The sequence below is a fragment of the Porticoccus sp. genome, from assembly GCF_965660005.1.
Lineage (GTDB): Bacteria > Pseudomonadota > Gammaproteobacteria > Pseudomonadales > Porticoccaceae > Porticoccus.
Map to the genome: position 1 here is coordinate 1 of NZ_CBFHYF010000043.1, position 14104 is coordinate 14104.

At 49.4% G+C, this 14104-nt stretch carries 14 protein-coding genes; 4 read left to right on the forward strand and 10 right to left on the reverse strand.

Going from position 1 to position 14104, the window contains the following annotated elements:
* Positions 1-408: aminotransferase class III-fold pyridoxal phosphate-dependent enzyme (locus ACTF5G_RS08565; RefSeq protein ID WP_438952403.1), on the reverse strand; the 408-nt coding region annotated here is incomplete at its 3' end.
* Positions 409-507: 99 nt separating this feature from the next.
* On the opposite strand from ACTF5G_RS08565, the gene ACTF5G_RS08570 reads away from it, so the two are divergent.
* Positions 508-1326 (forward strand): DUF547 domain-containing protein, encoded by an 819-nt coding sequence (locus ACTF5G_RS08570; RefSeq protein WP_438952404.1) that lies wholly within the window; start codon positions 508-510, stop codon positions 1324-1326.
* Between the two features lie 53 nt (positions 1327-1379).
* Here the strand turns inward: ACTF5G_RS08570 and ACTF5G_RS08575 are convergent, their stop codons facing one another.
* The 9 genes from ACTF5G_RS08575 to ACTF5G_RS08615 form a co-directional block, all read right to left on the reverse strand.
* On the reverse strand, positions 1380-2060 hold the full coding sequence (locus ACTF5G_RS08575) for an orotate phosphoribosyltransferase (RefSeq protein ID WP_438952405.1): 681 nt from the start codon (positions 2058-2060) through the stop codon (positions 1380-1382).
* A 249-nt stretch (positions 2061-2309) separates the two neighbouring features.
* Positions 2310-2534 carry a hypothetical protein gene (locus tag ACTF5G_RS08580; RefSeq protein ID WP_438952406.1) on the reverse strand — a complete coding sequence of 75 codons (225 nt, stop codon included), beginning with the start codon at positions 2532-2534 and terminating at the stop codon, positions 2310-2312.
* Between the two features lie 53 nt (positions 2535-2587).
* The gene (gorA, locus tag ACTF5G_RS08585; protein WP_438952407.1) at positions 2588-3943 is read right to left on the reverse strand and encodes a glutathione-disulfide reductase; all 1356 of its coding nucleotides are present in this window, start codon (positions 3941-3943) and stop codon (positions 2588-2590) included.
* A 21-nt stretch (positions 3944-3964) separates the two neighbouring features.
* A complete protein-coding gene (gene cysG, locus ACTF5G_RS08590) occupies positions 3965-5344 on the reverse strand; it encodes a siroheme synthase CysG (protein WP_438952408.1) in 1380 nt (459 codons plus the stop codon).
* A 27-nt stretch (positions 5345-5371) separates the two neighbouring features.
* Positions 5372-6658, reverse strand: a complete 1287-nt coding sequence (gene serS / locus ACTF5G_RS08595) for a serine--tRNA ligase (RefSeq protein WP_438952409.1) — start codon at positions 6656-6658, stop codon at positions 5372-5374.
* A 14-nt stretch (positions 6659-6672) separates the two neighbouring features.
* A complete protein-coding gene (gene crcB / locus ACTF5G_RS08600) occupies positions 6673-7044 on the reverse strand; it encodes a fluoride efflux transporter CrcB (protein WP_438952410.1) in 372 nt (123 codons plus the stop codon).
* On the reverse strand, positions 7044-8378 hold the full coding sequence (locus ACTF5G_RS08605) for a replication-associated recombination protein A (protein ID WP_438952411.1): 1335 nt from the start codon (positions 8376-8378) through the stop codon (positions 7044-7046). The genes crcB and ACTF5G_RS08605 overlap by 1 nt, the downstream gene beginning before the upstream one ends.
* Complete coding sequence (gene lolA / locus ACTF5G_RS08610; RefSeq protein WP_438952412.1) at positions 8371-8982, reverse strand: outer membrane lipoprotein chaperone LolA; 612 nt, start codon at positions 8980-8982, stop codon at positions 8371-8373. The genes ACTF5G_RS08605 and lolA overlap by 8 nt, the downstream gene beginning before the upstream one ends.
* Positions 8983-9044: 62 nt before the next feature.
* Positions 9045-11411 carry a DNA translocase FtsK gene (locus ACTF5G_RS08615; protein ID WP_438952413.1) on the reverse strand — a complete coding sequence of 789 codons (2367 nt, stop codon included), beginning with the start codon at positions 11409-11411 and terminating at the stop codon, positions 9045-9047.
* A 194-nt stretch (positions 11412-11605) separates the two neighbouring features.
* On the opposite strand from ACTF5G_RS08615, the gene trxB reads away from it, so the two are divergent.
* The 3 genes from trxB to ACTF5G_RS08630 are packed head-to-tail and all read left to right on the forward strand — an operon-like array spanning position 11606 to position 14034.
* The gene (trxB, locus tag ACTF5G_RS08620) at positions 11606-12556 is read left to right on the forward strand and encodes a thioredoxin-disulfide reductase (protein ID WP_438952414.1); all 951 of its coding nucleotides are present in this window, start codon (positions 11606-11608) and stop codon (positions 12554-12556) included.
* A 4-nt stretch (positions 12557-12560) separates the two neighbouring features.
* Positions 12561-13277, forward strand: a complete 717-nt coding sequence (gene aat, locus ACTF5G_RS08625) for a leucyl/phenylalanyl-tRNA--protein transferase (protein WP_438952415.1) — start codon at positions 12561-12563, stop codon at positions 13275-13277.
* 34 nt (positions 13278-13311) lie between these two features.
* Positions 13312-14034: an arginyltransferase gene (locus tag ACTF5G_RS08630; protein WP_438952416.1), complete on the forward strand. Its 723-nt coding sequence runs from the start codon at positions 13312-13314 to the stop codon at positions 14032-14034.
* Positions 14035-14104 lie beyond the last annotated feature (70 nt).

Consider the following 14104-nt stretch of genomic DNA (forward strand, 5'->3'; position numbering starts at 1 on the left):
CTCTCCCAGAGAATGCCAATACTGAATGGCCATTTTCATGGCCACTTCTATACTGACAGAACCTGAATCCGAGAAAAAAACCTTATCAAGACCGTCTGGAGTAAGATCGACTAATGTTTGTGCAAGCCTGACTGCAGGTTCGTGGGTGATGCCGCCAAACATCACGTGGGACATTTTGCCAGCCTGCTCAATCAGCGCTGAATTGAGGGCAGGGTGGTTGTAGCCATGAATTGTGCACCACCAGGAAGACATGCCATCGATCAGTATTTGTCCATCAGCAAGGAAGAGCCTTACGCCGTCCGCCCTTGTCACAGGGTAGGTCGGTACAGGGTTTGCCAGTGACGAATAGGGGTGCCAGATATGTTCTTTATCTACGGCCAATATTTGGGACACACTCAATTGTTTCATTAAGATGCAATTCACAGATAAACGGGTTCATAGTGTATGATAATGGTGTTGATGGTATCAAAGCACAATAACAACACCATCAACCGACAGGTAGCCAGAATGAAGCTTAAGCCCTCAGTTATAGTTCTATCATTGGCCGGCTTATTAGCTGCATCTCAGACAATTGCTGCCCAGCCAGAGCAATCCTGGATGTTCTGGGCAAAAAGCAATGAATATAATCGGGACACGGTAGACCATCGGCAATGGAATCAACTGTTAGGTACCCATGTTGTCAATACGGGGCAGGGGGTAAATCGTTTCCGCTATGGTTCAGTGGGTAAAACCGAACAGAAGCATCTGTCGGATTACATTGCATCTCTCACAAAAATTGATCCACGCAACTACAGTCGTGCCGAGCAAAAAGCCTATTGGCTAAACCTTTATAACGCATTGACCGTCAAACTCATTGCAGAAAACTATCCCATAAAAAGTATCAAGGATATCGACAACCAAAAGAGTGGGGGTAGTCTCCTGAACAAGCCGCTTATTCAGGTGGCGGATAAACCGGTAAGCCTAAGTGATATTGAAAATCGTATTCTTCGACCTATATGGAAAGATCATACGATTCACTTCGGTCTGAATTGTGCGGATATGACGTGCCCAGGTTTATTGCCTCAGGCATTTACGGGAAAAAATGTTCAATCCCTGTTGAAGCAATCAGGTCGTGATTTCATCAACAAACAAAATGGCGTCACTCTGAAAAATGGAAAACTGACAGCAGCGGGTATCTTTAGCCAATATCGTTCTGATTTCGCCAAGGATGACAAAACAATGCTCAAGGTTTTCGCCCACTATGCAGACGACAGGCTCGCGCTCTATCTACTGGGATTTCAAGGGCAGATCGATTACATCCACGACTACAGCCTAAATGGACTATAAAAATTAAAAAATATTTTTTAATTCAATGAATTAAAGAGTTTTATTAATTACTTTTATAGCCCGCCATGCGTGTGAGACCATTCGACGGGTGAATGAAGAAAGGATTCAATTTCGGCAATAGACTTGCTGTCCATGAGATTCTCCGCTTTGCAGACCTCCAGAACGTCCCACCAGGAAGTTAAGTGGTGTAAATTGATACCAATTTCGCTCAGGTTTTTACGCGTATCCGGAAATATGTCATAAAAAAAGATAACAAATGTGTCGCTAACATCAGCACCAGCCTCACGGAGGGCTTGGCAAAATTTGATTTTGCTGCCACCGTCTGTGGTTAGATCCTCAACCAGTAGAACTCTCGAACCTTCCTTCAGATCGCCTTCAATCTGGGCATCGCGGCCAAACCCCTTGGGTTTTTTTCGTACGTATTGCATGGGTAAGGACAAACGCTCCGCGAGCCAGGCGGCAAAAGGAATTCCTGCTGTTTCACCACCCGCAATACTATCAATAGACTCAAAACCGATATTGCGGAGGATCGTCGAAGCACCGAAATCCATCAGCGTCGATCTGACACGTGGAAACGAAATAATTTTCCTGCAGTCAATGTAAACAGGGCTGGTTTTTCCTGATGTTAATTTGAAGGGATCATTTGGGCGAAAGTTGATTGCACCAATTTCAATCAGCATTTTTGCGGATAACTGAGCAATCAATTTTGGATCAGGAAAGCTATTGAACGACATTATTGCACCTGTATAAGGTATCGCGAGATAGAAAGGGAGCAGTGGCTCTCAACGGTTAGTCTAAAAAACAACCAGCCGAAATTTTGCCAGAACATCAGCCTGGTTTCCATTCAATCACGTCAATTGAGAGTAGGTTGTTAACTCGATACTTATGTCAGGGCAGACTCAAGAGTCTATTGAGCAATTTAATTTAACATAATATACATTATGCGCATATATAAAATAGCCGAAAAGGCCGGAAAGCCAGGCCTAGAGCGCCAATGCCGGTTTGTGCAGTGAAATCAGCCCTGCCACATTGGCAGTCTGTGCCGGTTCGACGATGGAAACGTCTTTAACGCCGAACAAAGGCATAACCAGGTGTTGCGGTTGCCACCAGTGACGCCAGGACAACTCGTTAAAGTAAAGCCGGCCAGCACGGATCTCCCAGTTCTTCCAACCCAGGTGATCGAGGTGGCCACATTGGGAGAGAATCAAACGTGTAGCCCAGCGCGGTGCCCTCTCAGCCTGCCAACACTATCAGGTGTGAGCTATGTTGATTCACGCATGGTCACGAATTCTTCAGCCGCCGTAGGATGAATTCCGATAGTGGCATCGAAATCCGCCTTGGTAACACCCATTTTTACTGCAATGGCGAATCCCTGTATGATCTCACCAGCACCCTCACCAACCATGTGGCAACCAACAACTTTGTCGGTATCATTTACGACGATCAGTTTCATGAAGACTTTTCCGTCTCCGCCACCCAGAGTCTCTTTCATCGCTCTGAATTTGCTGCGATAGATACGCAGGTTTTCGCCATATTGTTGCCTAGCCAGCTCCTCGGTTAATCCAACAGATGCCGTATTCGGTTGGCTAAACACCGCTGTGGGAATATTTGTATAGTCAATCGTTGTGGGTACACCGGTGACCAGTGTTTTGGTCAGCGCCATCCCTTCATTAATTGCGACGGGTGTTAGCTCAACTCGACCGATTACGTCACCGATAGCATAAATGGATGGCTCTGCTGTTTGAAAATAGTCGTCTACGATAATCGCGCCATTCGACTGGGTTTCTACCACGGTATTTTCTAAGCCAAGGTTATCGATATTGGGGCGACGACCCGTCGCATACATGATTAATCCAGCTTCAATGCTGCCACCGTTATTTAGTCGTGCCGTGAATAGACCATCACTCACCGCCTCTATTTTCTCGATATCAGTTGAGAAATATAATTTAATACCTTGTTTTTCAACTTCTTCCTTTAGTATTTTACGTATATCCAGATCGAAACCGCGAAGAAACAGATCACCGCGATAGAGCAAATGAGTTTCAACCCCGAGCCCGTTAAATATGCCGGCAAATTCAATGGCGATATACCCGCCACCAACAATTACAATGCGATCCGGGAGATTATCCAGATAAAAAGCCTCGTTGGACGTGATGGCATACTCTCTACCGGGAAATTCTGGCACGAAGGGTGTGCCGCCGGTGGCAATCAATATTTTTTTACATTGATAAATCTGGCCATTTACCTCAACACTATTTGGGTCGAGTATTTTTGCCCAACCCTCTACCAGTTCGACACCGGCTTTCTCAAGCAAATTGCCATAGATATCGTTCAGCCGCTGAATCTCACGATTTTTATTGTCCCGAAGCGTTGGCCAGTCAAAATTTGATTCGCCTACATTCCAGCCGAACCCTTTGGCAGCTCGAAACTCTTCACGGAAAGATGATGCATATACAAAAAGTTTTTTCGGAACACAGCCAACATTGACGCAGGTACCACCCAGGTACTGGGATTCAGCAACCATGACCCGCAACCCTTGCTGGGCACACATCCGCGCAGTCCTTACTCCACCAGAACCAGCACCAATTACAAACAGGTCAACATCATGGTCAGCCATGATTTCTCCTCATTTTCGGATTCATTGTTTAAACCAGGACAGCTTCTCATGAAGTTTGACCACATCACCCACAATGATCAAGGTGGGGGCCTTGGCATTGGCGTCGCGAACCATCTCTGGCAAGGTTTTTAAGTCTCCAACAAATACCCGCTGGTTGACAGTTGTCCCCTTTTCTATCAAAGCTGCCGGGGTTTCGGGCGCTTTTCCGTGTCGAATCAATTCCCGGCAAATACTCTCCAGTCCACTGAGCCCCATATAAAACACCAGGGTCTGATTGGGTGAAACAAGATCCTGCCAGTTCAGGTCCAGAGAGTTTTCCTTCAGGTGACCCGTTATAAAACGAACTGATTGAGCGAAGTCCCTGTGTGTCAGGGGCATTCCTGCATAGCTGGCGCAACCTGAAGCCGCCGTGATACCCGGCACCACCTGAAAAGGGATCCCTTGCTCCGCAAGATGTGAGATCTCCTCGCCACCCCGGCCAAAAATGAAGGGGTCACCTCCTTTTAGCCGTAGGACACGCTTGCCCTGTAGAGCGAACTCAGCAAGCTTTTCATTGATATTGTCCTGAGTGACCGGATGGTCTCCGGCCGTTTTTCCCACATAAATCAATACTGCATCTCGGCGCACCAGTGCCAGCACTTCCTTTGAAACCAATCGATCGTAAAGGACGATGTCTGCCTTCTGCATCAAACGCAGAGCACGGAATGTGAGCAGATCGGGATCTCCCGGCCCACCGCCCACAAGATACACCTCTCCGAGCTTGTTCGAGGTCGGGTTAGACAGTTTTTGCTGGATGCGGCTTTCTGCCTCACTTATTTTTTCTGCATACACCAATTCGGCAATGTCACCATCAAAAACATCCTCCCAAAAAGCCTTCCGGGAAATACCGTCAGCTATCTTGTGCTTCACCTGCTCACGGTATTTCCCCGCCAGTGCAGCAAGTTTGCCATAAGCGGCAGGCATGGAGGATTCGAGCCTGGTGCGCAACATTCTTGCCAGCACTGGTGCCGTGCCGGCACTGCTGATAGCGATCTGTATTGGGGATCGATCGACGATAGAGGGAAAAATAACGCTACACAGTTCGGGACTATCTACCACATTGACAGCTATATTACTCGCCTGGGCCAGCTCCGAAACACGCCTGTTAACAGCTGTATCATTAGTAGCCGCAATAACAAGAACTGCCCCGTTGAGATCGCTATCTTCAAACTTGCGACAAGTCAATGTCAGGGGCTGTTCCGGAGCCAGATTTCGTATCGACGGGCTAATTTCGGGCGCAATCACCTCAATAGCGGCACCAGCAGCAATTAACTGGCGCAGTTTTCGCAGGGCGATTTCGCCGCCGCCCACCATGACGCAGCGCCTACCACGCAAATCATGAAACAGCGGTAGAAAATTCATAGTTTATTCTTGGCCGATGGCATCAAATCAGCCAATGCTGATTTGACCACCCATGTAGGATTGCAGCACCATCGGAACAGCAATGGTGCCGTCGGACTGCTGATAGTTTTCCATCACGGCCAGCAGCGTGCGGCCTACTGCCAGTGCAGATCCATTCAAGGTGTGCAGTAATTCCGGTTTGCCAGTGTCTGGATTGCGCCAGCGGGCCTGCATACGCCGGGCCTGAAAATCGCGGAAGTTGCTACAGGAAGATATTTCCCGATAACGCTGCTGGGATGGCAACCACACCTCAATGTCATAAGTGCGAGCAGCAGAAAATCCCAGATCACCTCCACAAAGGATAATGGTTCGATGCGGCAGTTCCAGTTTTTGCAGCACAACCTCTGCGTGCTGGGTGAGCTGCTCCAGTGTTTCCGTGGATTTTTCCGGGTGAACAAACTGGACCAGCTCTACTTTTTCAAATTGATGCTGACGTATCATACCGCGCGTATCCTTGCCATAGCTGCCCGCTTCACTGCGGAAACAGGGACTGTGGCAGGCAAACTTTACCGGTAGTTGAGATACATCCAGAATAGCGTCACGAAAGATATTGGTCACGGGAACTTCGGCTGTCGGGATCAGATAAAAATCGCGATCATCGGTTAGCTTGAAGAGATCTTCCTCAAATTTCGGCAATTGTCCTGTACCAAATAATGACTCACTGTTGACAATGTACGGCACGTTGATTTCCTGGTAACCATGCCCGAGTGTGTGAGTGTCCAGCATGAACTGGATAAGTGCACGGTGTAACCGGGCGATATCACCTCGCATAACAGCAAAGCGCGAACCGGTAATCTTGGTGGCTGTTGCAAAATCGAGCAGGCCACAACGCTCCCCAAGGTCCACATGGTCCCTCACCTCAAAGTCAAAGGTTCTTGGTTGGCCCCAGCGGCGAACCTCTACATTGTCTTCTTCTGACTTGCCGGGGGGGACTTCCTTGTCCGGGATATTGGGCACATTGCGTAAATAATCATCCAGTTGGCACTGGACGGCGTCGAGAGCCTCATCGGCTTTCAGGGCAGCAATTTTTAACGCCTCACCCTTCTCCTTGAGAGGCGCAATATCTTCGCCGCGAGCCTTGACCTCTGCAATTGCCTTGCCCATGGATTTGGCGTAGGCATTTCTCTCGGTCTGCAGTGATTGGGCTTTCTCTTGAAGGTTGCGGCGCAATGCTTCAAGTTGATTGATTTTTTCAACATCAAAAGTGAAACCCTTTACTGCCAGTGCAGCGGCCACGGTTTCCGAATGGGAACGAACGTATTTTGGATCCAGCATGGGAAGGGAAATTCCTAAAGCAAACGGGTCAGCACAATGGCAGCCAGAGTTCCGGCCAGACACAAGGCAAGGCTCAGGACAACATAGGCGCCAGCCAGCGCAAGGTGACCATTTTGCCACAAAGCAAGCGCATCAAGCGAGAAGGCGGAAAATGTCGTGAATGCGCCAATGAAACCTACCATTAACAGATCCCGCAACGCAGTCGGCAGTAGTCCACGCTCTATGATAAGTACGTAAAAAATACCCATCAGCACGGAGCCTGCCACATTAACGAGTAATGTGCCGAGAGGAAAGCGATTACCCAGCAGAGGAAAGACCAATGAGTTCACTCCAAAGCGGGCCATTGCTCCCAAGGCTCCGCCAGCCGCAACTGCCAGCCATTGCATTAGTCATTCCCCTGATAACGTTTAACAGTACCCGCTTCATCAAGTTTTCTCAGATGACGCAGTTTTTCGGCGATCTGTTTTTCAAGTCCCCGATCTGAAGGGAAATAGTACTGCTTGTCTTTGAGTGCCTTGGGAAAATAATTTTCTCCCGGCGAATACGCGTCCGCTTCATTGTGCGAATAGCGATAGTCTGCACCGTAATCAAGGGATTTCATAAGGGCGGTGGGTGCATTCCGTAAATGCAGGGGGACATCATGGCTTGGCATGCTACGCACATCATCCTTGGCCTGATTAAAGGCCTGATAAACAGCATTGCTCTTGGGGGCGACTGCCAGATAGAGGATAGCCTGGGCAATCGTCAGTTCTCCCTCCGGACTTCCCAAGCGCTCCTGGGCTTGCCATGCGTCAAGGGCAATACTCAAAGCCCTGGGGTCGGCGTTACCGACATCCTCACTGGCCATTCTTACCACACGCCGAGCGACGTACAGTGGGTCACAACCGCCATCGAGCATTCGTGTATACCAATAGAGCGCAGCATCTGGCGATGAGCCTCTCACAGCCTTGTGAAGTGCGGAAACCTGATCATAGAAGTACTCCCCACCTTTATCATAACGTCGTGTATCGCCCAGCAATACTTCTTCTACGGCATCCCGGGTGATCTGTCCGTTATTTGCCAGATCACTGGCAATCTCCAGCAAGTTAAGGGCTTTTCTGGCATCGCCATCGGCCGCAGCCACTAATAACCCTGCTGCATCCTCCGCAATGTCGAGCTTTCGTTGGCCCAGGCCTCTTTCTATATCGTTCAGGGCATGCTGAATAATACGTATCAGCTGCACAGTATCGAGCCCACGCAAAACGTAGACCCGACAGCGCGACAGCAATGCATTATTCAGCTCAAAAGACGGATTTTCCGTGGTTGCGCCAATCAACACCACAGTACCATCTTCCACGTAGGGTAAAAATGCATCCTGCTGCGACTTATTAAAACGATGCACTTCATCAACAAAAAGGATTGTTCGGCGCGATTGCTGGTCACGGATCTGCTGGGCATGGGCAATAGCGGCCCTGATCTCTTTTACGCCGACCAAAACAGCTGAGATCGCCTCAAAGTGGGCATCCACAGAGCTGGCTACCAAGCGTGCCAGAGTTGTTTTGCCAACTCCCGGCGGCCCCCAAAACACCATGGAGTGCAATTGACCGCGCTGTATAACTTCGCGGAGCGCACGCCCTTCACCTATCAAATGCCCTTGACCGGCAAACTCATCCAGAGAGCGTGGGCGCATCCGAGCTGCCAATGGCTGAGCGATATTCTGGGCGAACAGATCACTATTCATCGCGGAGAATATCAACCCCCTCCGGCGGTATAAATGTGAACAACGCCGGAGATATGGGACGATTTATTTCGGTACTCGAGAACTCAATTTCAGTGCGCTGGCCCAGCCCATCCCAGAGTTTCATGCCAGTAGGTTTCTTCCTGTCAAAACTGAGCGTCAGCTTTTCATAGAGGTTGTCGTCTGTCAGAGGAATCAAAGTAAAAACCGTCAGCTGGTCAGACGTCACCGAGACCCGATAAGTTTGTTCCACTGCAGCCAGATCACCAACAAAAAGTACCGCCGGCGTTTTGGCCAGATCGTCGCTGAAGGATCGAATTGTTACCTGCTCGAGGTCGGGATCAAACAGCCAGAGCGTTGTACCGTCAGAAACAAGCAATTGCTCCATGGGCGGTGCAGTTTCCCATCGCACCTGTCCCGGTCTGGAGGCATGGAGTTGGCCAGAAGTTTCATGCAGGCGATCACCTTCAGGGGAATAAACTATCTGGATAAACTCGGCATCCAGCGTGCTCATATCCGTCAGTATTGCGCGCAGTTTTTGAGCGGCATCTGCCTGATTCTCTGCATATGATACACAACAGACCGACAGCAAAAAAAATAGGTGCACTAACCGAACAAGTTTATTCACTTTGGCTGGATTCAACGGTGCTAGCCCCATGATGATGCCCACTAATCCCTTCCAGCTCCGGGAGCCAGAACCTCACGATTACCGTTGGTACCCATTTCACTCACCACACCTGAAACTTCCATCTGTTCTATCAGTCTTGCAGCACGGTTGTAGCCAATGCGCAATTTTCTCTGCACAGATGAAATAGACGCCTTGCGTGTTTTCAGAACAATAGCCACCGCTTCGTCATACAGTGGGTCGGACTCGCCATCACTATCAGCATCGCCACCTTCTGAAGAAAATCCGGGGACCAGAATAGAGCTGGTTGCCCCCTCGTCCGTGATCTCATCGAGATATTGGGGTTCTCCCCGGCGCTTCCAGTCTGCAACTACTTTATGGACCTCATGGTCATCCACGAAAGCGCCATGCACCCGAATTGGGACACTGGTGCCCGGAGGCAGATACAGCATATCGCCATGCCCCAACAGCTGTTCTGCTCCTCCCTGGTCGAGAATGGTCCTTGAATCAATTTTGGAAGAGACCTGGAATGCGATGCGAGTCGGTATATTTGCCTTGATCAGACCCGTTATAACATCGACCGATGGACGCTGGGTGGCAAGAATCAAATGAATCCCCGCTGCCCTCGCCTTTTGCGCGATACGGGCGATCAGCTGTTCGACTTTTTTGCCGACAATCATCATCATGTCGGCAAACTCGTCAATGACCACCACAATATAGGGCAGTTTTTCAAGATCCGGTGGCGTTTGACCACCTTCTTCCGAAAACAGGCTGGCATTTTCATCAGCACGCCATAGCGGGTCTGGTACGGATTTTCCTGCGGCAACAGCATCGGCCACCTTGCGATTAAATCCGGCCAGGTTCCTCACACCCATGGCAGACATCAATTTATAGCGACGCTCCATTTCCCCAACGCACCAGCGCAGACCGCTGGCAGCATCTTTCATGTCTGTGATCACCGGCGTCAATAAATGAGGGATACCCTCGTATACCGATAGCTCCAACATCTTGGGGTCCACTAGAATCAACCGCACTTCCTCCGGGCCGGCCTTGTAGAGAAGGCTCAACAGCATCACATTGATGCCAACCGACTTTCCTGAACCGGTGGTGCCCGCCACCAGCAGATGAGGCATTTTGCCCAGGTCAGCCACAACCGGAAAACCGGAGATATCATTGCCCAGAGCCAGTGTCAGTGGAGATTTGGCGTGCTCATAGGTATCTGAAGACAACACTTCTCCGAGACGTACAATTTCACGGTGTTCGTTGGGTATTTCGATGCCAACTACCGATTTCCCCGGGATCACCTCCACAACCCTGACGCTGACAACTGCCAGAGAACGTGCCAAATCTCTTGCCAGATTACTGATTCTGCTCGCTTTTACACCTGCGGCAGGCTGTAGTTCAAAACGGGTGACGACCGGTCCCGGTAAGACCTCAACTACTTCGGCACTGATCCCAAAATCCTGGAGCTTTACCTCCAGTTGTCTGGACATCGCTTCAAGGGATTCCCTCGAATAACCTTTATCACCACTTTTATCAACTTTATCCAGCAGATTAATCGGCGGTAAGCTGCCACTGACCGGCTCATCAAAAAGTGGACTTTGACGTTCTTTTTGCACGCGAACACTAACAGATTCCTGCCTCACAGGCGTCTGAATGGTGGGTGGGATACGCGTGGCCTCTTTTGCCGCCCTTTTGGCTTTGACCTCTCGCCGGTGTGATTGGGCGACCTCAGCGTGGCGAGCTTCTTCGCGGCGAGCTTTATAATTGGCCAGTGTGTGACGTGCCAACTCAATTGCTCGCAGGGTGAGTCGCCCTGCACCATCAATTAGCGCCATCCACGATAAATCTGTAAATACAGTGAGGCCGAATAAAAAAATCGCCAGTAAAATTAATGTGCTGCCAATAAAACTAAAAGCCGTAGAAGCAGCTGCAGAGACAGAGGAGCCCAGAATCCCGCCGACCCCGAAAGGTAGTGAAGTTGACACGCTACCGTAGTGCAGAGCAGCGAGGGACGTTGCACAGGCCATCACAAGAATCAGACCAAGGATCCGCAACGCAAAGACAACACCGTCAAAGCCACCCTGCTGCTGGCGGTAGGCGCGAAAGACACCCCATGCCCGCACTGCCAATAAAACCGGGAAGAGATAGGAGATATAACCAAAGAGCGAAAAAAATACATCTGACAACCAGGCGCCCATCGGTCCTGCAGCATTTTCTACACTGTTCACGGCACCCGTATGAGACCAACCGGGGTCTTTCGGGGTATAACTGATGAACGCCAGCAATAGATATGCGCAGATTGCCAGCCAGCCAATTAACGCACCCTCTTTGAGAATCAGCTGTGCTCTGGAGAGCGGTTGCCGACCACTTTGATCACGGGATTTTGATTGCTGCTTATCTCTACTCAACTGGGCCATCCAGGTTATTCATTGCTGTTCGCTATTGTAATGGCAGTAAGTTGAAATACCAGCAGCGCTATGTCGCATATTCCCAGTATATTTCCCTTATAGAGAAATGCTATTTTATCTGTCGCGTTCCCTTGTCTATGATAGACAAAGGCTATTTATAGAACTGAAATCCAATTTTTTTGAGAAACCTGAATATGTCGGCTGTACAACACCATAAACTCATCATTCTTGGCTCCGGACCAGCCGGATATACAGCAGCTGTCTATGCTGCTCGCGCCAACCTGAACCCTGTCATTGTTACCGGTATGCAGCAAGGGGGCCAGCTGACCACGACCACTGATGTGGATAACTGGCCAGGTGATGCCGAGGGTGTACAGGGACCGGACCTGATGTTGCGAATGCAGGCCCATGCGGAGCGTTTTGATACCAAAATCATCTTTGATCATATTGAAAGTGTTGACCTGAATCAGCGTCCTTTCCTGCTCAAGGGAAACCAGACCTTCAGCTGTGATGCACTGATTATCGCCACTGGGGCCTCAGCACAGTATCTCGGATTGCCTTCGGAAGAAGCTTTTATGGGTAAAGGCGTCAGTGCCTGTGCTACCTGTGATGGCTTTTTTTACCGTGGTCAAAAGGTCGCCGTCATTGGCGGTGGGAACACCGCCGTCGAGGAAGCGCTGTATCTGTCAAATATTTGTAGCGAAGTCACGCTGATTCATCGACGGGACACCCTGCGTTCCGAAAAAATATTACAGGATAAATTATTTGATCGGGCCAAAAATGGGAATGTCAAACTCCTGTGGAATCACACTCTGGATGAGGTGTTAGGTGATGATACGGGGGTCACTGGTCTCCGCGCTCGGAGCACACTCGATGACGAAGCTTCACACCTGGCGGTGTCTGGAGTATTTATTGCTATCGGCCACAAACCAAATACGGATATTTTTTCGGGCCAACTCGAGATGAAAAATGGTTATATCGTTGTTCATGGAGGCAGCGATGGAAACGCCACAGCCACCAGTATGGAGGGTGTCTTCGCTGCGGGAGATGTGGCTGATCATGTATATCGTCAGGCAGTCACCTCTGCAGGTTCAGGTTGTATGGCTGCGTTGGACGCGGAAAAATACCTTGATGCATTAGATTGATAAAATGCACGAAAAGCCAACGTTCCTCAATCAAAATGACCCGGTTTTCCCTCACCCGGAAAATGCACTGAAGGAACCGGAAGGGCTGCTGGCCATTGGCGGAAACCTGAAATCAGACACTCTTTTATCGGCATATCGTCAGGGTATTTTCCCGTGGTATGAGCATGGACAGCCCATATTGTGGTGGTCGCCAGACCCCAGAGCAATTATTTATCCGGAACAGATGCACATTTCACGGTCATTAAAAAAATCGCTAAAACGTAGTGACTGTGAAGTACGTATTAATACAGCTTTTTCTTCAGTCATTGAACTCTGCGCAGCCCTCAGATCCAACAGCCTCAGTGGAACCTGGATAACCCATGAAATGAAGCACGCCTACAATGCACTTCATCGGGAAGGTCATGCACACTCGGTTGAAATCTGGCAAGACAGGGTATTGGTCGGTGGGCTATATGGCGTACTGGTAGGACGTGTTTTTTGTGGCGAATCTATGTTCAGTCTGGTTAGAGACGCATCCAAAATCGCCCTTGTAACGCTCGCCGAAATAATGAGCCGCCAAGGGGGACGTTGTTTGATTGATTGCCAGGTCAGTAATAATCATCTGCTTTCAATGGGGGCAGTAACCATTCCAAGAGCAGATTTTCTGGGCAAGCTAACTGCATTGAAAGATAAACCTTTTGAATGGAATTTTGAGCATAAACCCTGCGTGGGTTTAAACTGACACTATAGCCTTCACAAATTTAAGCAGCACTATTATGTCCAGAGATATTTCACCGGATGTCAAAGCCATCAGATTATTTCTGACTGAGCCCCATGCCTGTAGTTATCTTGAAAATCAAAAAGCTACAACAGCATTTGTCGATCCCGGCATCACGGTTGACCAGAAGCTCTACAGCCACCTGTCTGGTCTCGGTTTTCGCCGCAGTGGACGGTACATTTATGCCCCTCGCTGCAGGGATTGTAACGCCTGTATTCCTGCGAGAATTCCGGTTAGACAATTCAAACCCAATCGCCAGCAACGCCGATGCCTCAAGCAGAATGCCGATCTCAATATCTGGGTAACCCGCAGGTTAAATGAAAGCGAACACTACCCAGTCTACAAGCAATACCTCAATAGCCGTCATGCCGATGGGGACATGTTCCCCCCTACAATTGGCCAATATCGTGACTTCATCAGTAATATTCGTGACTATAGTGTAATGATGGAGATTCGCATGAAGGGGGAGCTGATCGCTGCAGGTCTTGTGGATATTCTCAATGACGGGCTTTCAGCCATCTACACCTATTATTCACCAAAATTACCGAAACGCAGCCTGGGCACTTTCGCAATTTTGGCAGAGCTGATGCTGGCGAGAGAGATGGGGCTTCCCTATCTATACTTAGGGTACTGGATAAAAGACAGCCCGAAAATGACCTATAAAGCCAGATATCAACCACTGGAGCTACTCAGGAATGGGGAATGGGCACCAATGAATTGACATTGCTCGATTTTCAGGCAGAATGCGCCACTTCCAAACGAAACGGTTCGCGGAGAACACAGGCAACATG

Excerpts from the sequence above, each read along its gene's own strand:
- ACTF5G_RS08630 (WP_438952416.1), top strand. The coding sequence starts at position 13,312 with ATGTCCAGAGATATTTCACCGGATGTCAAAGCCATCAGATTATTTCTG.
- crcB (WP_438952410.1), bottom strand. The coding sequence starts at position 7,044 with ATGCAATGGCTGGCAGTTGCGGCTGGCGGAGCCTTGGGAGCAATGGCC.
- ACTF5G_RS08570 (WP_438952404.1), top strand. The coding sequence starts at position 508 with ATGAAGCTTAAGCCCTCAGTTATAGTTCTATCATTGGCCGGCTTATTA.
- gorA (WP_438952407.1), bottom strand. The coding sequence starts at position 3,943 with ATGGCTGACCATGATGTTGACCTGTTTGTAATTGGTGCTGGTTCTGGT.
- ACTF5G_RS08605 (WP_438952411.1), bottom strand. The coding sequence starts at position 8,378 with ATGAATAGTGATCTGTTCGCCCAGAATATCGCTCAGCCATTGGCAGCT.
- cysG (WP_438952408.1), bottom strand. The coding sequence starts at position 5,344 with ATGAATTTTCTACCGCTGTTTCATGATTTGCGTGGTAGGCGCTGCGTC.
- ACTF5G_RS08575 (WP_438952405.1), bottom strand. The coding sequence starts at position 2,060 with ATGTCGTTCAATAGCTTTCCTGATCCAAAATTGATTGCTCAGTTATCC.
- aat (WP_438952415.1), top strand. The coding sequence starts at position 12,561 with ATGCACGAAAAGCCAACGTTCCTCAATCAAAATGACCCGGTTTTCCCT.
- serS (WP_438952409.1), bottom strand. The coding sequence starts at position 6,658 with ATGCTGGATCCAAAATACGTTCGTTCCCATTCGGAAACCGTGGCCGCT.
- trxB (WP_438952414.1), top strand. The coding sequence starts at position 11,606 with ATGTCGGCTGTACAACACCATAAACTCATCATTCTTGGCTCCGGACCA.